An 18,323-nucleotide genomic window follows, 5' to 3' on the forward strand; every position below is an offset into this window, starting at 1 on the left:
AATTCACGGCGAAGAGAAGATAAGCCCCCTGATTGCCGGGGGCTAAGAGAATTAATCCAGACTGGTTTTGAAAAACTGCACGAACTGCGCGAACGGGATTTTCCCTGCGACGTTATCGTAGAGATCAACGTGATTCGCACCGGGAACAATCACCAGTTCCTTCTGTTTGCTGCCGACAGCTTTAAACGCATCTTCCGCAAAAAAACGTGAGTGCGCGTTTTCACCGGTCACAATCAGCGTTGGGATGGTGATCTCCCCGGCATAGCTCAGCAGCGGCATATTCATAAAGGACAACGGCATGGTCGCGGTCCATGCGCCGGTGGAGTTTACGGAACGGGCATGGAAGCCGCGCGGCATACGGTAGTAATCATAGAACTCTTTCAGTACCGGATGCGGATCGGCGGGCAATGCTTCCGGCAGAATACGCCCGGCCGCCGTTACCTTACCGTTTTCATCGACATAAATATCGTGGCCGCCATGGGCGAAGGTGCCGCTTTCAGCATCCTTCCAGCGTTGCGCGTTCAGATACTGCAACACGGCCCGGCGATCGGCCGCTGAATAACGATCTTTCCCGTCGCCCACGCCGTGACCCATCGCGCGGCTCATATCGTACATAACGCTGGTGGCGACCGCCTTCACGCGGGTATCCATGGATGCCGCGTTCAGCGCCATACCACCCCAGCCGCAGATCCCGAGAATGCCGATACGGTTACGGTCGACTTCTTTCTGTAATCCGAGGAAATCCACTGCGGCGCTAAAGTCTTCGGTGTTGATGTCAGGGGAGGCAACGTTACGCGGCTGGCCGCCGCTTTCACCCGTGTAGGATGGGTCGAAGGCCAGGGTCACGAACCCCTGTTCAGCCAGAGTCTGGGCGTAAAGACCACTGGATTGTTCTTTTACCGCACCGAACGGTCCACTGACGGCAATCGCCGCCAGCTTCTGGTCGCCGCTGTTCCTGGGAATGTACAGATCGCCGACCAGGGTGATCCCGTATCGGTTCTCGAACGTCACCTTGCGGTGGTCGACTTTATTGCTCTCGGCGAAGGTCTTATCCCAGGTTGTCACCATCGAAACGGGGGCGGCAGGATTTCGTGTTTCTGCATAACTCATTGTTGTCACTCCACTTAATGATGCGCATAGCAGCAGCGCAACGGACAGTTTTTGGGCGAATGTTTGCATAAGAGGTACCGTGTGTTGTTGTAATGCGGTCATTATAGTTAGCAGAAATAGTGCTGATTAGAGGCCAAAGGCTGCTAGGATTAATATCATATTGTTATGAATTGATGAGGCATGATGGCGAAGCGGGAAAACTACAATGAGCTGTATCTGTTTATCCAGGTGGTGCGGGAGGGAAGCTTCACGGCAGCCGCGCAACGGCTCGGGCTGGCACAATCCGGGATCAGTCGATCGGTTCGCGAGCTGGAAGAGCGGCTGGGTGTTCGGCTTCTGGTGCGTACAACGCGCAAACTGTCGCTGACCCACGCCGGGGAGCAACTTTACCAGACCGCTGGTTCAGCCTTTGATGCGCTCGATACCGGGCTGACCAGACTGGCGCATTACCGCCAGACGCCATCCGGCACGGTGCGTATTAATGCCAGCCAGCACGCCATCGAAAAATGCCTGCTGCCAAAGCTCGCTATCTTCAAACAGCGTTACCCGGATATCCGTCTGGAATTGATGAATGAGAGCCGGTTCGTGGATATCATTGCCGAGCGATTCGACGCGGGCGTCCGGCTTGGGCCGGAGGTGGGACAAGGAATGATTGCCGTGCGCATCACGCCCGATATGGAGATGGCTGTGGTTGCCGCTCCGGCGCATTTTCGGCGCTATGGTTTCCCGCAGACGCCCGCCGATCTGGATGCTCATCCCTGCATTGCCTACCAGTTTGCCGACGGTAACCACTATCAATGGGAGCTTGTGCAGGATGGGAAGCGAGTGACTCACCGCCCGGAGGGGCAATGGGCCTTTTCCGACAGCTACATGGAGGCCGAAGCGGCCCGGCTGGGACTCGGGCTGGCCTATGTCCCGGTTGAGCTGGTGGCTGACGATCTGGAGCGTGGCACGCTTATACGCGTCTTACAGCGCTACAGCCTGCGGATGGACGGACTGTACCTCTATTATCCACACCGCAACGTATCCCCGGCGCTGAGAGCGGTGATTGATACGCTGAAAATTTAGGGTGCCTCTGCGCTATGGTCTATACAGCCCCTGCGTTTGTGATACGCTACTATTTTATATAGCGCAGCTCAACTAAGGCTCTGAAATGACAAAAATAATGCCAGAATATACGGTAGTTGACTTATCACGTTGGGCAAGAAAGGAACACTTTGAAGTATTTCAGGGCTTTGCTCAATCTACATTTAACCAAACGGTTCAGCTGGACATTACCGTACTGCTAAAGCATATCAAAGAGGTTGGCTGGAAATTTTATCCTGCGATTATTTCCCTTATTTCTGACGTCGTAAACCGGCATCCGGAATTCCGTATGGCCATGAAGGATGATGAGCTTGTAATATGGAATGAGGTTCATCCAAGCTATACCCTTTTCCATAAAGAAACGGAGACATTTTCATCGTTATGGAGTCATTACGATGGAAATATTCACCATTTTCAGCGCGTTTATGCAGAAGATGTTGCCCGCTATGGCAATATCCTTGCTTACTGGCCTAAGGAAGAGTCCCGGGAGAATATATTTTTCATATCTGATATTCCGTGGGTCAGTTTTAGCAGTTTTAACGTCAACGTCGCTAACATGCGGAATTTTTTTGCGCCCATGTTCACGTTTGGAAAATACTATAACCAGGATGAAAAAGTCTTGTTGCCTTTCGCCGTTCAGGTCCATCATTCTGTTTGTGATGGCTTCCATGTAGCCAGGATGATCAACGAGTTGCAAGAGTTATGTGATAATTTACCACACCATTCAGAGGCGCCGAACGTGTGATTCACGTGTTTTTAACATACGTCTGACGAGAGGAAATGCTGTAACCAAATTTTACGCCAGAACAGATTAAAATGTTCAATCGCATTGTTTTCGAGAAGATCGACATAATGCATGATTAAGCCGCGAGCCGTTTCCGGCCCGCGGCGGCATGACAGGTGATGAGTCGTTCTGACGATCAGGCGGCTTTGACGGCCCGGATTTTTTTGCTGCTATCCGCATCTGATGCTGTTTTATCCGTTGCAGCATTGCGCTCGGGAAGCTTGCTGGTACGCAGGATATGCTGCACGGACTCTTTCTGCTCGGCAAGATACAGACCAAGGTTTTCCGCCTGCGTTTCATCCATCTGCATTCCGCTTTGCAACAGCCAGTCGGTAAACGCTTCTGCCATATCGAGCAGTTTGTCGTGAGCGTCAGCCTCTTTCTTACTGGCAAATGTCATTTTTTCTTCACCTTTTCTTACGACAACAAATTTTGTTTCAACAGCCATTGTGCACCCCCGTATACTGTAATTATATACAGTATAGCAGTTGTGACGTTGTGTTGCAGCAAAAATGTGCGAGCCTGGCCTGCACAACGGGTGGACAAGCCAGGTGCTGTTATCGGTACAGCGTTTTTTCGGCAATCGGGATCAGCAAAGTGGACTGCCATTCCGCCAGCGTCAGCTGGGCAAGTTTACCCAGCGCGGTGTAGAACGGATGGGCCGCGTTTTCAACGAATACGCTAAGGAAACGCGTGCTCCATGGCAGCAGATGCCAGGCAAGAAGCTGGTCGCGTTCTGTTTCGCGACCATTCTCGGCAAGCCATGCCGCCAGCATCAGCAACGTTCCGAAATGATCTTCAGGCTCATTCTGCTGCATCTCAAAGGCGATATGGTTTTCACGCATCCACTGACGCAACGCGAGGGTCGAATCGCCAAACAGCACTGACTCGCGATCAAGCCAGACCGAGCCCCACGGGGGGGCGGGCAGGGCATACGGGCCAATAAACAGACGCTGCCAGGCGTCTTTCAACGCTTCATCCGATGGGGTCTTAAACATACTGGCGACAGGCAGCAGGTTTTCCTCCGCCAGCGGCCAGTCCTGAACCCAGTCACCTGCGGTCAGGGCACTCACCAGCGGCGCGATCTGCTCGCTGTCTGGGGCGAAATAAAACAGCGCGCCCAGTACCCGGGCGCTGAACGCGAACGATTCGCGGTGTGAGACATCATTCATTACAACTTTCCTTACTTGCGCGCGGGTAGCCCCGCGCACCTGTGTTAACCTGCAATTGCTAACCCTGCGGTCATATGCAGACCATAAAATAGCCCACGGCCAATCAGTTCACCCAGCGCCACCAGAACGACACCTGCAAACAGGCCGAGTGTTTTTGGCTCCTGACGACGAATAAGCGGGCAGATCCAGCAGCCTAAACCCGCCGCCAGCAACGCGATGCGCCATACCTGAAGCGAACCATAATCTGGCAGCAGGGCGCTGGCCTGCTGGATGGAACTCTGTATCGTCCCCAGCGTATTGCTTTGCAACACGACGACCGCCACGCAGACGATAATTGCCAGTATGCTGACAGACGCGGCAAGAGTACCTTTGAATGTCACGTTTGCGACGCGTAGCAGCAGCGCGGCCAGCAGAGGACCAGCAAGGACCATCGTCAGGAAGAAGCTCAGCGTGGTGTAACCCGTATACCAGGTCGGGACAGTCTCTATCTGATAGACCCGGGTCATCGCCCAGACAAAAACGATACCCAGAAGCTGGCTGACAACCAGCCAGATTTTGCCCAAAGCTGGGGGCATTTTACCGATAACCGACACCAGCCACCAGAAACCGCCCACGGCAAAGAAGATCGAACCTGCCGCGATCTCATTACTCAGCGCTGACGCGCCCACGCGGTTAAGCGAGTTGAAGGCACGCAGCGGGGAGCCAAGATGCAGCACCGAAGCCATAAACCCAATACCCATTACCAGCCAGAGAAAAAACAGGCTGCGCACGATGCGCATTCTGGCCTTGTCATCATTTTCCTTAAGCCAGACGAAGCCCATCACGATTAACGCGCCGGCCACACACTGCCCGAAAACGGTGAAGATCACCAGCGGCCATTCATGCCATCCACTTCCCATCTCACACCTCCTTCGGGTTTGCCAGGTAGCCGGTGGTGTCCCCCGTCGGACGGCTGTTGGCGTTAGGTTTAATCACAATACTCGGCTTTGTGAAGTGCGCAGACGGCAGCGGCGCGACGGCAGCAAGCTGGCCGTGTTTTTTGCGCAGCTCCTCAATCGGGCCAAAGTCCAGCGCGCGCAGCGGGCAGGATTCGACGCAGATAGGCTTTTTGCCGTCCGCCACCCGGCTGTGGCAGCCGTCGCACTTGGTCATGTGGCCTTGGGCGGCATTGTACTGCGGCGCGCCGTACGGGCAGGCCATGTGGCAGTAGCGACAGCCGATGCAGACATCCTCGTCCACCACCACAAAACCGTCGTCGCGCTTGTGCATTGCCCCGCTCGGGCAGACCTTGGTGCAGGCCGGATCTTCGCAGTGGTTGCAGGCAATCGACAGGTAATAGGCGAAGACATTCTGATGCCAGACGCCGTTATCCTCCTGCCAGTCGCCGCCCGCATATTCATAAATACGACGGAAGCTAACGTCCGGGGTCAGATCTTTGTAATCCTTGCAGGCCAGCTCGCAGGTTTTGCACCCGGTGCAGCGGCTGGAATCAATAAAAAATCCATACTGGGTTGTCATCGGTTAATCCTTATGCCTTCTCGATCTGCACCAGGTTCGTGTGCTGCGGGTTGCCTTTCGCCAGCGGTGACGGGCGGTGCGTGGTCAGGGTATTGATGCAGGAGCCGTGATCGACACGATCGCCGTTCATGTTGGCGTCATGCCAGGCGCCCTGGCCCATCGCGCTTACGCCGGGCATGATGCGCGGGGTGACTTTCGCAGCAATGCGCACTTCGCCGCGGTCGTTGAAGACGCGCACCATATCCCCATTTTTGATACCTCGTTGCTCTGCATCCACAGGGTTAAGCCACACCTCCTGGCGACAGGCGGCCTGGAGCACATCTACGTTGCCGTAACTGGAGTGGGTACGGGCTTTAAAGTGGAAACCGAACAATTGCAGCGGGAATTTGCTGCGCTCGGGCGCGTCCCAGCCTTCAAAGGTTGAGGTATAGACCGGCAGCGGGGTGATGGTTTCGTCTTTTTGTAGTTCCCAGGTTGCCGCAATATCCGCCAGCTTGCTGGAGTAGATCTCGATTTTGCCCGACGGGGTTTTCAGCGGATTGGCATCCGGATCGTCACGGAATTTTTTATAGGCCACAAAATGTCCATTTGGATCTTTGCGCTTATAAATACCCATTTTTTTCAGCGCGTCGTAGGACGGCAGCAGCGGATCTTTGGCGACCATTTTGGCGTACAGGTAGCGCAGCCACTGCTCCTGCGTACGGCCTTCGGTGAATTTCTGATGGATATCCGGTCCGAGGCGTTTCGCCACTTCGCTCATGATCCAGTAAATGGGCTTGCGCTCGAACTTCGGGGCGGTAACCGGCTGGAGGAAAATCAGGTATCCCATGTTGCCGGCGTAATCGTTGGGGATGATATCTTCCTGCTCGACGGTCATCAGATCCGGCAGAACAATATCGGCATACTTCGCAGACGAGGTCATGAAGTTATCAATGACGACGATCGTTTCGCACTTGCTCTCATCCTGCAAAATGTCGTGAGTTTTGTTGATATCGGAGTGCTGGTTGATGATGGTATTACCCGCGTAGTTCCAGATGAACTTGATCGGCACATCGAGCTTATCTTTGCCGCGTACGCCGTCGCGCAGGGCGGTCATCTCCGGTCCACGCACGATGGCATCCGTCCAGCTGAAGCAGGAGATTTGCGTTTTCACCGGATTTTCCGGCAGCGGCATGCGTTCGATGGTGATGGTGTAGGTCGATTCGCGTGCGCCGCTGTTACCGCCGTTAATGCCGACGTTGCCGGTCAGGATCGGCAGCATGGCGATGGCGCGGGACGTTTGCTCCCCGTTTGCCTGACGCTGCGGGCCCCAGCCCTGGCAAATGTAGGCCGGTTTCGCCGAACCGATTTCACGGGCCAGCTTAATGATGCGTTCGGCAGGGATGCCCGTTATGCGAGACGCCCAATCCGGAGTTTTCGCGGTTTTGTCATCACCCTGGCCGAGAATATAGGCTTTGTAATGACCATTAGCTGGTGCGCCTTCCGGCAGGGTTTTTTCGTCATAACCCACGCAGTATTTATCGAGGAAAGGTTGATCGACCAGATTTTCATTAATCAGCACCCACGCAATACCTGCCACCAGCGCGGCATCGGTGCCCGGACGAATCGGGATCCACTCGTCTTCACGCCCTGCGGCAGTGTCGGTATAACGCGGATCGATAACGATCATCCGCGCGTTTGACCGTTCGCGCGCCTGCTCAAGGAAGTATGTGATCCCGCCGCCGCTCATGCGCGTTTCCGCCGGATTATTGCCGAACATCACCACCAGTTTGGTGTTTTCGATATCCGATGTGCTGTTGCCGTCGTTGCTGCCGTAGGTGTAGGGCATTGCGCAGGCGATCTGCGCGGTGCTGTAGGTGCCGTAGTGGCTGAGGAAGCCGCCGTAGCAGTTCATCAGGCGCGCGACCAGCGAGGCGTAAGGGGAGGAACGGGTGATGTTGCCGCCTACAATTCCGGAGGAGTAGTTAATGTAGACCGCTTCGTTGCCGTATTTTTCGACCACGCGTTTCATCGGATAGTTCAGACGGTCTGGGTGATTGATGCGACGGCGAATTGAACGGCCTCGCAGGCAGGCGCGAACCTGATGGTTGCCGTAAACATCCTCGCCGGTATTATCCGTTTCAACCCAATAGACTTCGTCATCGCGAACGTGCAGACGCAGCGCACAACGGCTACCGCAGTTTACCGAGCAGGCGCCCCAGACGACTTTGTCATCTGCGGGCTGAATAGCGGACTGCACAGCGGCGGCGGCGCTTTTTAGACCAAAAGGTAATGCGATCCCACCGGCGGCAAGCGCCAGAGATCCTATGGCAGTAGATTTAACCAGAGTTCGACGGCTTATCCCGCCGTGATGTTCAACTTCGGACATGACTCACCCCATCATTGTTAATAATTATTTTCACCCGTGACTACAACCGGGCTAATGATGGGGGGAGTGTTACTTATTTAGAGGTATTAAATATTAATCCTCGTCAAATCAGGGGAATTGAGTGGGAAAATCATTGCGGCTCAGCGGGCGCATTCTCCTGCGTACCTGCGCCGCTCACCGGGTAGTTGCCGCTACTGGTGCGGGTGTACAAAATTTTGAAAGTATCGTTGGCACAATGCCCAACGACCTGCGCATCCGGCTGATCGGCCTGATCGTTCGGGACGATGTTCAGGGTAAAGCCAGACTCCGGTACGCCGTTGTTGATAATCTTCTGCTGAATGTCGCTTTTCACGCGCTCGCAGGAATCCGGGGCCGCAAGAAGAGCGGGTGAAGCACTCATTAACAGCAGGGCGGTAATCCAGGGTAACCGTTTCATCTGTAGCTCCTTTTCACTGTGTAGACTGTAAGCATAGCAGGGCTAGGGTAAGCTTTTGTTTTTGGGTCTGTCTTTCTGAATTGTCCTGGTGGTGCTGAAACGCGCTGTAATCAAAAAGAATAATAAGCTTACCCTTTCCCTTGATTAATTATTGTATTGAACAGTGGCGTAATCGCGCGTCGATAACGGTGGCGAAGCTTTGCAGCTAAAGGTCTTTCCCGCATCAGCAACTCCCAGATTTCTTTCTTTTTGGCATCTAAAGCAGCATCGCCTTTCGATTCATTAATAGTCGAGGCGTTCGCTTCTTCGGAAAGACGTACTGGAAAAGGCACGATTGAATGAATTTTCGCTAAAGATAAATCTTCAAACAAGGTCCATTTGTCAGAAACCATCCACACAGGATATAGGTTTTGAAGGAGATTACTGGCAGCTTTTTGATTAATAATATAAGCGTGAGCAGTCGTGGCTTGTTGAGTTTTATGAATGCTATATGAGCCGCTTATGCTTTTAAGAGGCTTTTTGTAATATTTATTAACTCGACTAAGAAGTATAATCTCAGGTTTAGTCGCGCTAAGCGTTACGTTGTCGAGTATTTCACGTAAATCATTATTTATTACAACATCATCTTCGAGGATGAGAGCTGTGTCGATATTTTCATATATTATTTTTTTATATATTTCCTGATGACTTAATGCGCAACCAACTTCACCCGGGAGAAAAGCATAATTTACCTCGCGCGTAACATTTTTGCGTTCAGCTTCAGCCATTTTCCGACCATCAATTGCTTCGATAAATTCGTGTGCTATGTTCAGCTTTAATAGTTGAGATTCCATTTTTGCACGACGTTCGAGCGAGTGTTTGAGATTGATTATAAAAGTTCTCATCCTTTGAACGTTCCTTAAAGACTGTTTGACTGGACTACATCTACATTCTTACATTTTACCAGTATTTGAATCAATTCAACATCGTTACCATACTATTTGCTACTATAAGTGCCACTATCCTTTCATCCTTTTGGTAAATGATGTGAACAAATACGCAGCGATAACGCTACTGGCAACGGTACTGGTGGGATGCGACAACAACACCGCGCCGCTGTCATTTACGCCGGAGATGGCGAGCTTTTCGAACGAGTTTGACTTTGATCCTCTGCGCGGGCCGGTGAAGGATTTTACCCAGACGCTATTCAACGATAAGGGTGAAGTCTCTAAACGTGTGACCGGCACGATGTCAACGGAAGGGTGTTTCGATACGCTTGAACTGCACGATCTCGAAGCGAATACGGGCGTTGCGCTGGTGCTGGATGCTAACTACTACGTCGATGCGGAAACCCAGCAGCAGAAGGTAAAGTTACAGGGGAAATGCCAGCTGGCGGAACTGCCGTCTGCCGGCCTGACGTGGGACACCGACGATAACGGGTTTGTGGTTGCAGCGCACAGTAAAGAGATGGAAGTGAAGTACCAGTATGACGCCGACGGCTACCCGCTGGGTAAAACTACGGTTTCCGGCGACCAGCGTTTATCGGTCAAGTCGGTGCCTTCGAAAGATCTGCGCAAGCGCATGGATTATACGGCGGTAAGCCTGTTGAACGATAAACCGATGGGCAATGTAAAGCAGAGCTGTGATTACGATCGCCACAACAACCCGGTGAACTGTGAGCTGGTGATAACAGATGACAGCGTCAAACCTGCCGTTGAGCGCAAGTACACCATCAAAAACAGCATTGAATATTATTGAGAATAAAACCGCGCAGGTTACTGCGCGGTGGGTTTAAGCAGGCTGGCGGAGGAGGACTTATGCCCGGCCAGATGCTGATGCTGGAAAATGCACATGCGTATGGTGTTACGGTATTCGCCGTTAATAAAGAACTCATGGATCAGTTCACCTTCCACCATAAAGCCCAGCTTACGGTAGATATGAATCGCTTTTTCGTTCTCTTTGTCGACGATAAGGTAAAGCTTGTAGAGATTCAAGACGTTAAACCCGTAATCCATCGCCAGCTTTGCCGCTCGCGACGCAAGACCTTTCCCCTGGTGCTCCGGTGAAATAATGATCTGAAATTCCGCCCGACGGTGAACGTGGTTGATCTCAACCAGTTCAACCAGCCCGGCTTTTTCACCTTCGCACTCCACCACAAACCGGCGTTCACTCTGATCGTGGATATGCTTATCGTAGAGATCGGACAGCTCGACAAACGCCTCATAAGGCTCTTCAAACCAGTAGCGCATCACGCTGGCATTGTTGTCGAGCTGGTGAACAAAGCGTAAATCTTCGCGCTCCAGCGGACGGAGCTTAACGTCACACGGCGTCGACATTACGGTGCTACCGTGCGGCCAGTGCGACGATCGAGACAGCGCAGGGTGTTAGGCTCCCAGTAAGCGTTGACGTTGGCACTTTGCTGGCATTTGTCGCGGGCATCAAACGCGACGTCTTCTTTATCCCACTCTTTCTCCACGCGCTTATTCACTTTCTGACGCAGGCTGCGGGTGTCATTCCATTGTTCTTTGTCCATGGCAGCATTCTGGCGGCTTTGCGCGCTGTCACCAGACTCAATGATGAGTTTGCTGGTTTCGGCTGATGCCGTTGCGGCGAAGGCGAACGAGGACAGTGCCAGTGCGGCTGCCAGACAAAGGCGTTTGCTTAATGTAGTCATAGCGTTTCCTTTAAACGGGTGCAGACAATCGGATTATCCCGTTGGATTCTACACCAATCCGAAAGGGTGTCATACCCGCGCGGCAGGTATGGGAACGATGTGAACATTATCGCGTATGATGTCTAAATCAATCCTCACGAAACGAGAAAAATGTTCAAAACGACGCTGCTTTTTTTCGCGACCGCGCTGTGCGAAATCATCGGATGCTTTTTGCCGTGGCTCTGGCTAAAGCGGGGCGCTTCCGCGCTGCTGCTGATCCCGGCGGGTGTGTCCCTGGCCCTTTTTGTCTGGCTGCTCACCCTGCATCCGGCCGCCAGCGGGAGGGTATATGCGGCCTACGGCGGAGTGTACGTCTGTACCGCGCTGCTGTGGCTGCGCGTTGTCGATGGCGTCAGGCTAAGCCTGTATGACTGGGCAGGCGCGCTGATTGCCCTGTGCGGCATGTTGATCATCGTGGCCGGTTGGGGACGCGCATAAGCGTCCTTATAGTGTGATCGCCCGCTGATTTTACGATCATTATACTTGTATGGTAGTAGTGTAGTTGCGTAAATTTCCTGCATCACAACGAGCGATGTAAGGAAATGGATTATGAAGATTGTCGGGGCTGAAGTATTTGTCACTTGCCCGGGGCGTAACTTTGTCACCCTTAAAATTACGACCGATGAGGGCATTGTCGGCCTGGGTGATGCCACGCTGAACGGACGCGAACTTTCCGTTGCCTCTTACCTGAAAGATCACCTGTGCCCTCAGCTGATTGGCCGCGATGCGCACCGCATCGAAGATATCTGGCAGTTCTTCTATAAAGGCGCTTACTGGCGTCGTGGTCCGGTCACCATGTCAGCGATTTCTGCCGTGGATATGGCGCTATGGGACATTAAGGCGAAAGCCGCGAACATGCCGCTCTATCAGCTTCTGGGCGGGGCTTCCCGGGAAGGGGTGATGGTTTATTGTCACACCACCGGGCACACCATTGACGACGTGCTGGAAGATTATGCCCGTCATAAAGAGATGGGCTTCAAGGCAATTCGCGTGCAGTGCGGCGTGCCGGGAATGAAAACCACCTACGGCATGGCCAAAGGCAAAGGGCTGGCGTATGAACCTGCGACCAAGGGCGCCTGGCCGGAAGAGCAGCTGTGGTCCACCGAGAAATACCTCGACTTCACGCCCAAACTGTTCGACGCAGTGCGCAGCCAGTTCGGTTTCAGTGAACATCTCCTTCACGACATGCATCACCGTCTGACGCCCATCGAAGCGGCGCGGTTCGGCAAAAGTATTGAAGAGTACCGCCTGTTCTGGATGGAAGATCCGACTCCCGCTGAAAACCAGGAGTGTTTCCGCCTGATCCGCCAGCACACCGTCACGCCAATTGCGGTGGGGGAAGTGTTCAACAGCATCTGGGACTGCAAGCAGCTGATTGAAGAGCAGCTCATTGACTATATCCGCGCCACCATAACCCATGCGGGCGGCATCACCGGGATGCGTCGCATTGCGGACTTTGCCTCACTCTACCAGGTGCGTACCGGCTCACACGGCCCGTCGGATCTGTCGCCGATTTGCCACGCCGCGGCGCTGCATTTTGACCTGTGGGTACCGAACTTTGGTGTGCAGGAGTATATGGGTTATTCAGAGCAGATGCTGGAAGTGTTCCCGCACAGCTGGCGCTTCGATAACGGCTATATGCACCCGGGCGACAAGCCAGGGCTGGGCATTGAGTTTGATGAGAAGCTGGCAGCGAAATACCCGTACGATCCGGCTTATCTGCCGGTGGCCCGTCTGGAAGACGGCACTCTCTGGAACTGGTAAACGAGGAGCGAATGATGAAAAGCGTAGTGATCCAACAGCCGAATGCGCTGGAGATTGAGGAGCGTCCTCTCCCGTTGCCGGGGGCAGGCGACGTCCGCGTCAAAATTAAGCTCGCCGGTATCTGCGGTTCAGACAGCCATATCTATCGCGGGCATAACCCGTTTGCAAAATATCCGCGGGTAATCGGTCACGAATTCTTTGGCGAAATAGACGCGGTTGGCGAAGGCGTGGAGGGCACCCGACTGGGTCAGCGCGTTTCGGTGGATCCGGTGATCAGCTGCGGGCACTGCTACCCCTGTTCCGTTGGTAAACCGAACGTTTGCACCTCGCTGGTGGTGCTGGGCGTCCATCGCGACGGTGGTTTCAGCGAATACGCCGTCGTGCCGGCGAAAAATGCCTGGCACATTCCGGATGCGATCCCTGACAAACACGCGGTGATGGTTGAGCCATTCACCATTGCCGCCAACGTGACGGGGCAGGCGAAACCCACCGAACAGGACGTGGCGCTGATCTACGGCGCAGGCCCGATGGGGCTGGTCACCGTGCAGGCGCTGAAGGGCGTTTACAAGGTGAAGCAGGTCATCGTGGTAGATCGCATTGATGAGCGGCTGGAGATGGCGCAACGCAGCGGCGCAGACTGGGTCTTCAACAACGGCGAGCAGTCGTTACAGACTGCGCTGGATGAAAAAGGCATCAAGCCGACATTAATCATCGATGCTGCCTGTCATCCGTCCATTTTGCAGGAAGCGATTACGCTGGCGTCTCCGGCGGCGCGCATCGTGCTGATGGGATTTTCCAGCGACCCGAGCCAGATCGTGCAGCAGGGGATCACCGGCAAAGAGCTGTCGATCTTCTCTTCGCGCCTGAATGCCAACAAATTCCCGGTGGTCATTGACTGGCTGGAAAAAGGGCTGATCGACCCTGAAAAACTGGTCACCCATACATTTGACTATCACCACGTTACAGACGCCATCGAACTGTTTGAAAAAGACCAGCGGCAGTGCTGCAAAGTCTTGCTCACGTTCGACCAATAATAATTCACGCGGTAAAGAGCCTGCGAAGACAGGCTCTAAGTGGTACGCATCTTACCTTTCAGAGATAGCCATTATGACTCAAGCACAACCTCAAAGAAGTACGTCAGATTTGGTGAAAGCCGCCGTATCTGGCTGGCTGGGCACCGCCCTGGAATTTATGGATTTCAAGAGTCATACGTGTCAACTATTTGATAAATATTAAATTAATTTTTTATTGCTTCGTTATGGGGCATGGTTGGGGCAAACTCGCTTAACTGTGTATTTAACAAAGCTACCTGTGCATTATTGTTTTCAGACATCCATTTTCCGTATACCTGAAATACCATTTGCGCATCTGCATGGCCCATCTGGTTTGCTATAAATGCCGGGTTAGCACCAGCTGTCAGCGACCAGCAGGCATAAGTATGTCTCGACTGATATGATTTTCGATGGCGGAGTCCGGCACGTTTTATCGCTGCGTCCCACATCTGCCTTATTGAGTCAACGGTAAAATGGTCACCATAATTTTTTACTCTCGCTGACACTTCAGGTTGAAAAACAAAGGTGCATTTATGTTTTTCTGTTCTGCCATACTCTCTGAGGTGAACATCAATGATATGCTCTTTGCTCAGTCTCGTTAATGTCATCTGACTCCGGAGAGCGTCGATTGCTGGCTTAATAAGATGAATGACCCGATTGGTTCCCGCCTGTGTTTTTGGTACCGTGAAACGGTCTTTTGCTAAATTTCTCCTGATCATCATTGTTCCATTTTTCAGATCTATGTCCTCCCATCCAAGTGCACACAGCTCACCAGGGCGAACGCCAGTATAAACAGAAACACACCATAAATTTTTGGCTTGCTGATTTCTGCACGCATCGATAAGACGGATGAATTCCTCCCGCGAAAGAGGATCCGGAATGGTTCTTGATTCCTTTAATGGCGAGATCCCCTTAAACGGGTTATCTGCCAGGTAACCGTTATCAACACCAAACTGGAACACGGCGTTAAGATTTGTCATGTAATTATTTACAGTTACAGCCGATCTCCCTGGTTGTGTAACAATATAGTTACTTTTGGGGATCTGGTATCCAGTCAGTAGCTCTTTACGAACCTCCAGTAATTTTTCTTTATTAATCGATGAGGCAAGATTTTTTTCACCGATTATGCTCAGGATATTTTTGATGACGGCACGGTATGTGTTGAGTGATGTTTTTGCGACTTCAGTTTCTTTCAGTGCCAGAAATTTTTCAGCCAGTTCTTTTATGGTTAAATCTTGTCGGGTCTCACCAAATTTTTCCAGATTGCGTGAGGAGGGAAACTGTTTTGCATAGTCGAAAACACCAGTTTTTATTGCGTAACAAACAGAGGCGCGTAGCTCACCTGCAACGCGCCTGTTTTTTGCTGTGTCAGGAACCCCCAGGTTTTCCCTGACTCTTACGCCTTTATAAACAAACCAGATGCGTAATTTCCCTCCATGGTTTTCCACGCCTGTCGGATATTTCATTTCAATTTCTCTCATTAGTTAGTGTGGCTTTTAGTCAAGTAAGATGACGTCTTGGTCTTGCTGATGCCTGGCGCTCAATCCAGCGATCAATTTCTTCCAGGTTGTAAAAGCATGGACTGTTATCCCATGGCATACCGTCATGAGCGACATGCTTATATTCCCTTCCTTCCATAAACGATTTTTCCCGGGCCTTTTTTAACGTACCTTTTTTTATTCCTTTCAGCGCAATTAACTGCTCTTCGGATACCCATTTGCCGGGAGAGACAATCATGATTACTTCGCTCATCGATTTCTTTATCTCTTACATCAGACGAGCGCCGGTTGCAGAATACCAGTCACAACCGGCGACAGTTGAACATTAAGAATCAGCCTGACTCGGGATCAGTTTTTGCCAGATAACTGAAACGTATTTTGCCTGGTAACGGGCGTCATCAAGTGCATTATGGCGCTCACCTTCGAATGGAATAGCCGTTCTGGCATCGAAGTCTATGGCTTTCCCCAGCTCAACGATTGTGCGTACATCGCGATCGTTGTAGTAACGCCACGGGCAGGGGATCCCCTGCCGTTCGTATGAACGGCGCAAAATCGTGTTGTCGAAGTTGGCTCCATTTCCCCAGACCTGAACAAAAAATTCACCGGAGTTTTCGTCGATAAATTCCCGCAATTGTAACAGTGCATCATCTAACGGGATTTCATCGGTCATAATGGCAGATTGCGCTTCGCGTGATTGCTTAAGCCACCATTTAATGGTGTCCCGATCAATGACTCCGCCAGCAGTTTCCAGATCGATAGTCTTACTAAATTCCGGTCCCATATCTCCGGTTTGCGGATCGAAAAATATTGCACCTATTGAGATGATCGGGGCATCAGGATTTTTTCCCATGGTTTCAAGGTCGATCATTAGATGGTCACACGTCCTGCTGGTGGATGTGATTTCTTGATGACCGTTCACCTTAATTGAGTGATCTGCCGTCTCGCCAGTTTCATTATCGCTATCGTGATGCTGATTGCCGCCAGTGTTCTCCTTGTGTGGATGTTCAGCGCCTTCCATTTCCTCCGGATCATCTTCCTGAACTTCAACCTGATACTCTTCATCGAATGTTTCCTGGTATGTTGCGTCGCCCATTACCGCGCCACAATCAGGGCAGTTGCCGCCGCCGGTCTGACCGCAGGCGGTGCAGACTTTTTCCACTTCCTGTTGCGCCACTGATTCAGGCTGTTTCGTTTCTGGCTCGTTTTGTAACGCATTTGGGCTGTTTTGTTCCGCTTTTTGGTAGTTCCGTTCCGATTCATGCTGGTTCTGGTTCACAGAATCGCGGGTCTGGATCCCCTTAACCCATTTCGGATCATTCGGGTCACTAATCCCTTCAACAAATTCACCACGTGATGCAGCAAGCAACTTATCGGCGTCAGGCTGGATGATATTGGCTGCCTGCATAATTTTGTTTACTTCGTCAGCGGTAACTTTTATCGGCTCTGGTTGTTCTGAATCTTCAGCGGTATCTACATTTTGCGGTAAGCCCGTGTATGTGCCATTTTTTCGGGCAAAATATTCTTCTTTTGTGATTTCAGTGGCGCCAGCAGCCAGTGCCTTATCCAGACCAGAAAGTTTGTTTGCGCGACCGTATTTTTCTCCGTCCTTATCTGCGAAGAGGAAATAGAACGGCCCCTCACGCTCTACAGATGGTTCAGCTTCCGGCGCGGTTTCATTTTTTGGGATATCAGATACCTCAGTTTCCACTGCATCAGTTTGTGTTTCTGATGACTGGAGAACATCAACAGTGCCCAGGTCTGTTTCTTCATTCTCAAACACGCCCTTTGTCGTCAGGTATTCGCAGATATATTTGTTCAGTGCTACGGGATCTTTGTGAATGTCGATCGGACGCTCACGGACAAGGCCAAAAATAGTTTGGCGGTCGTAGCGAAGGGCATCAGGCTGTTTGCGCATTGATGCCGAGATACGCTTCCAGTCTTCGCGGTCGTTGTCGATAACTTCATTTTTTGCCCAGCGATGGATGCTGCCGTCAATGTTTCCGGCATCCACATCACCAGGCCAGAGAGCGTAGGCCAGTTCGTCATCCAGTGTTTTCCATGTCTGCTTGTATTCGCGATGAATGGCAGCAATGACCGGGCTGATTTTTCCTGTTGAATTTTCAGTGTACTGTTGATTGGCTCTGGCGCGGGCGAGATCAACAACAGACGTGTATTTTCCGGTTTCCTTGCGTTCACCTTCGCGACGTTTTTTCCAGATGCGCATCTCTGCCTGAATTTCGGGCCATTTAGCACCAGGAATACATTTATGCTTAACCCACCCAATGGCGTGCAACTTAAGCTCCGGATACATGGCGTTAACTTCTGGCATTTTCATCAACGCTTCAACGATATGTCCGTCGAATGTTGCCATGTCTTCCTGCAACAATTCCTGTGCGCTAATAACCATATCAACGGTGATGTTTTCACATGTGTCGAACTTAACCATGACAGCGTTCTGTACTTCAGGGGCCAGCTTGTCAAAAGTGACGTTCATCGGATCGGATTCAGTCTCAACCGGGACAAAAGAAGCAGACTCCTCATCCCAGCGGTTTTCCTGCATATATTCAGCATCCCATGAATCGAGGGCAGGGCGGGGTATGCCAGGTTTATCCTCGCAGACAATAAATTTATAAGCGCAGTCCTGAGCAGCCGGATAATGTTCCAGGAATTGCCAGTGAAATTTTGCTCGAGCACGGCGTTCGTCGCCAGCTTCAATGGCTGTGGCTACAGCCACAGCGCCTTCTTCCCTTGTTGCCAGTTCGTCAGGAATAGCGGCGCAAATAAAGACTTTACTCATTTGTTTTAACCTCATGACAGATTTAAGGATGAACAAATCCCTGCC

At 51.9% G+C, this 18,323-nt stretch carries 19 protein-coding genes; 6 read left to right on the forward strand and 13 right to left on the reverse strand.

All coding sequences use genetic code 11. From position 1 onward, the window contains the following. Nucleotides 1–51: 51 nt before the first annotated feature. Nucleotides 52–1,179 carry an alpha/beta hydrolase gene (locus tag ACOTXL_RS00215; protein WP_045351133.1) on the reverse strand — a complete coding sequence of 376 codons (1,128 nt, stop codon included), beginning with the start codon at nt 1,177–1,179 and terminating at the stop codon, nt 52–54. A gap of 114 nt (nt 1,180–1,293) precedes the next feature. Here ACOTXL_RS00215 and ACOTXL_RS00220 point away from each other — a divergent pair, with 114 nt between their 5' ends. Together ACOTXL_RS00220 and catA are read left to right on the forward strand one after the other, a co-directional pair. Continuing rightward, entirely contained in the window at nt 1,294–2,178 is an 885-nt protein-coding gene (locus tag ACOTXL_RS00220) for a LysR family transcriptional regulator (RefSeq protein ID WP_045351134.1), read from the forward strand. Between the two features lie 85 nt (nt 2,179–2,263). Continuing rightward, nucleotides 2,264–2,941, forward strand: a complete 678-nt coding sequence (catA, locus tag ACOTXL_RS00225) for a type A chloramphenicol O-acetyltransferase (protein WP_045351135.1) — start codon at nt 2,264–2,266, stop codon at nt 2,939–2,941. A 175-nt stretch (nt 2,942–3,116) separates the two neighbouring features. Here the strand turns inward: catA and ACOTXL_RS00230 are convergent, their stop codons facing one another. The 7 genes from ACOTXL_RS00230 to ACOTXL_RS00260 all read right to left on the reverse strand — a co-directional run bounded on the left by ACOTXL_RS00230 (nt 3,117) and on the right by ACOTXL_RS00260 (nt 9,358). Further along, on the reverse strand, nt 3,117–3,428 hold the full coding sequence (locus tag ACOTXL_RS00230) for a YebG family protein (RefSeq protein ID WP_003857437.1): 312 nt from the start codon (nt 3,426–3,428) through the stop codon (nt 3,117–3,119). Between the two features lie 109 nt (nt 3,429–3,537). Further along, on the reverse strand, nt 3,538–4,152 hold the full coding sequence (dmsD, locus tag ACOTXL_RS00235) for a Tat proofreading chaperone DmsD (RefSeq protein WP_003857435.1): 615 nt from the start codon (nt 4,150–4,152) through the stop codon (nt 3,538–3,540). Between the two features lie 44 nt (nt 4,153–4,196). Beyond that, nucleotides 4,197–5,051, reverse strand: a complete 855-nt coding sequence (locus ACOTXL_RS00240; protein WP_003857433.1) for a dimethyl sulfoxide reductase anchor subunit family protein — start codon at nt 5,049–5,051, stop codon at nt 4,197–4,199. A 1-nt stretch (nt 5,052) separates the two neighbouring features. Next, nucleotides 5,053–5,670 carry a DMSO/selenate family reductase complex B subunit gene (locus ACOTXL_RS00245; RefSeq protein ID WP_023314068.1) on the reverse strand — a complete coding sequence of 206 codons (618 nt, stop codon included), beginning with the start codon at nt 5,668–5,670 and terminating at the stop codon, nt 5,053–5,055. 10 nt (nt 5,671–5,680) lie between these two features. Continuing rightward, nucleotides 5,681–8,038, reverse strand: a complete 2,358-nt coding sequence (locus ACOTXL_RS00250; protein ID WP_045350652.1) for a DmsA/YnfE/YnfF family dimethyl sulfoxide reductase — start codon at nt 8,036–8,038, stop codon at nt 5,681–5,683. Nucleotides 8,039–8,168: 130 nt separating this feature from the next. After that, nucleotides 8,169–8,474, reverse strand: coding sequence for a DUF1161 domain-containing protein (locus ACOTXL_RS00255; RefSeq protein WP_003857424.1), 306 nt, complete (start codon nt 8,472–8,474; stop codon nt 8,169–8,171). 128 nt (nt 8,475–8,602) lie between these two features. Next, nucleotides 8,603–9,358: a glycosyltransferase family 25 protein gene (locus tag ACOTXL_RS00260; protein ID WP_045350651.1), complete on the reverse strand. Its 756-nt coding sequence runs from the start codon at nt 9,356–9,358 to the stop codon at nt 8,603–8,605. A 142-nt stretch (nt 9,359–9,500) separates the two neighbouring features. Between ACOTXL_RS00260 and ACOTXL_RS00265 the strand changes: the two genes are divergently transcribed. Next, on the forward strand, nt 9,501–10,211 hold the full coding sequence (locus ACOTXL_RS00265) for a YnfC family lipoprotein (RefSeq protein WP_003857419.1): 711 nt from the start codon (nt 9,501–9,503) through the stop codon (nt 10,209–10,211). A gap of 17 nt (nt 10,212–10,228) precedes the next feature. On the opposite strand, the gene speG is transcribed toward ACOTXL_RS00265, so the two are convergent. Both speG and ACOTXL_RS00275 read right to left on the reverse strand, forming a co-directional pair. After that, nucleotides 10,229–10,789 carry a spermidine N1-acetyltransferase gene (gene speG / locus ACOTXL_RS00270; RefSeq protein ID WP_003857416.1) on the reverse strand — a complete coding sequence of 187 codons (561 nt, stop codon included), beginning with the start codon at nt 10,787–10,789 and terminating at the stop codon, nt 10,229–10,231. Next, complete coding sequence (locus tag ACOTXL_RS00275) at nt 10,789–11,127, reverse strand: DUF1283 family protein (protein WP_003857414.1); 339 nt, start codon at nt 11,125–11,127, stop codon at nt 10,789–10,791. The genes speG and ACOTXL_RS00275 overlap by 1 nt, the downstream gene beginning before the upstream one ends. A gap of 150 nt (nt 11,128–11,277) precedes the next feature. On the opposite strand from ACOTXL_RS00275, the gene ACOTXL_RS00280 reads away from it, so the two are divergent. The 3 genes from ACOTXL_RS00280 (at nt 11,278) to ACOTXL_RS00290 (ending at nt 13,964) form a co-directional block, all read left to right on the forward strand. After that, complete coding sequence (locus tag ACOTXL_RS00280; protein WP_003857412.1) at nt 11,278–11,604, forward strand: YnfA family protein; 327 nt, start codon at nt 11,278–11,280, stop codon at nt 11,602–11,604. 111 nt (nt 11,605–11,715) lie between these two features. Next, nucleotides 11,716–12,930: a D-mannonate dehydratase ManD gene (manD, locus tag ACOTXL_RS00285; RefSeq protein WP_003857410.1), complete on the forward strand. Its 1,215-nt coding sequence runs from the start codon at nt 11,716–11,718 to the stop codon at nt 12,928–12,930. 14 nt (nt 12,931–12,944) lie between these two features. Further along, nucleotides 12,945–13,964 (forward strand): Zn-dependent oxidoreductase, encoded by a 1,020-nt coding sequence (locus ACOTXL_RS00290; RefSeq protein ID WP_003857408.1) that lies wholly within the window; start codon nt 12,945–12,947, stop codon nt 13,962–13,964. Between the two features lie 203 nt (nt 13,965–14,167). Here the strand turns inward: ACOTXL_RS00290 and ACOTXL_RS00295 are convergent, their stop codons facing one another. From ACOTXL_RS00295 to ACOTXL_RS00305, 3 genes are all read right to left on the reverse strand, one after another. Continuing rightward, nucleotides 14,168–15,448, reverse strand: coding sequence for a tyrosine-type recombinase/integrase (locus tag ACOTXL_RS00295; protein ID WP_000876985.1), 1,281 nt, complete (start codon nt 15,446–15,448; stop codon nt 14,168–14,170). Nucleotides 15,449–15,482: 34 nt separating this feature from the next. Further along, nucleotides 15,483–15,734: an excisionase family protein gene (locus ACOTXL_RS00300; protein WP_000005552.1), complete on the reverse strand. Its 252-nt coding sequence runs from the start codon at nt 15,732–15,734 to the stop codon at nt 15,483–15,485. Nucleotides 15,735–15,806: 72 nt separating this feature from the next. After that, a complete protein-coding gene (locus tag ACOTXL_RS00305) occupies nt 15,807–18,278 on the reverse strand; it encodes an exonuclease (RefSeq protein WP_001537739.1) in 2,472 nt (823 codons plus the stop codon). Nucleotides 18,279–18,323 lie beyond the last annotated feature (45 nt).

Source organism: Enterobacter cloacae complex sp. IR5402 (assembly GCF_049238125.1).
In the GTDB taxonomy this organism is placed as follows: domain Bacteria; phylum Pseudomonadota; class Gammaproteobacteria; order Enterobacterales; family Enterobacteriaceae; genus Enterobacter; species Enterobacter hormaechei_C.

Coding starts and splice junctions, on each gene's coding strand:
- ACOTXL_RS00260 (WP_045350651.1), bottom strand. CDS start 9,358: ATGAGAACTTTTATAATCAATCTCAAACACTCGCTCGAACGTCGTGCA.
- dmsD (WP_003857435.1), bottom strand. CDS start 4,152: ATGAATGATGTCTCACACCGCGAATCGTTCGCGTTCAGCGCCCGGGTA.
- ACOTXL_RS00255 (WP_003857424.1), bottom strand. CDS start 8,474: ATGAAACGGTTACCCTGGATTACCGCCCTGCTGTTAATGAGTGCTTCA.
- ACOTXL_RS00220 (WP_045351134.1), top strand. CDS start 1,294: ATGGCGAAGCGGGAAAACTACAATGAGCTGTATCTGTTTATCCAGGTG.
- manD (WP_003857410.1), top strand. CDS start 11,716: ATGAAGATTGTCGGGGCTGAAGTATTTGTCACTTGCCCGGGGCGTAAC.
- ACOTXL_RS00215 (WP_045351133.1), bottom strand. CDS start 1,179: ATGCAAACATTCGCCCAAAAACTGTCCGTTGCGCTGCTGCTATGCGCA.
- ACOTXL_RS00295 (WP_000876985.1), bottom strand. CDS start 15,448: ATGAAATATCCGACAGGCGTGGAAAACCATGGAGGGAAATTACGCATC.
- ACOTXL_RS00240 (WP_003857433.1), bottom strand. CDS start 5,051: ATGGGAAGTGGATGGCATGAATGGCCGCTGGTGATCTTCACCGTTTTC.
- ACOTXL_RS00230 (WP_003857437.1), bottom strand. CDS start 3,428: ATGGCTGTTGAAACAAAATTTGTTGTCGTAAGAAAAGGTGAAGAAAAA.
- catA (WP_045351135.1), top strand. CDS start 2,264: ATGACAAAAATAATGCCAGAATATACGGTAGTTGACTTATCACGTTGG.
- speG (WP_003857416.1), bottom strand. CDS start 10,789: ATGTCGACGCCGTGTGACGTTAAGCTCCGTCCGCTGGAGCGCGAAGAT.
- ACOTXL_RS00250 (WP_045350652.1), bottom strand. CDS start 8,038: ATGTCCGAAGTTGAACATCACGGCGGGATAAGCCGTCGAACTCTGGTT.
- ACOTXL_RS00280 (WP_003857412.1), top strand. CDS start 11,278: ATGTTCAAAACGACGCTGCTTTTTTTCGCGACCGCGCTGTGCGAAATC.
- ACOTXL_RS00300 (WP_000005552.1), bottom strand. CDS start 15,734: ATGAGCGAAGTAATCATGATTGTCTCTCCCGGCAAATGGGTATCCGAA.
- ACOTXL_RS00290 (WP_003857408.1), top strand. CDS start 12,945: ATGAAAAGCGTAGTGATCCAACAGCCGAATGCGCTGGAGATTGAGGAG.
- ACOTXL_RS00245 (WP_023314068.1), bottom strand. CDS start 5,670: ATGACAACCCAGTATGGATTTTTTATTGATTCCAGCCGCTGCACCGGG.
- ACOTXL_RS00305 (WP_001537739.1), bottom strand. CDS start 18,278: ATGAGTAAAGTCTTTATTTGCGCCGCTATTCCTGACGAACTGGCAACA.
- ACOTXL_RS00275 (WP_003857414.1), bottom strand. CDS start 11,127: ATGACTACATTAAGCAAACGCCTTTGTCTGGCAGCCGCACTGGCACTG.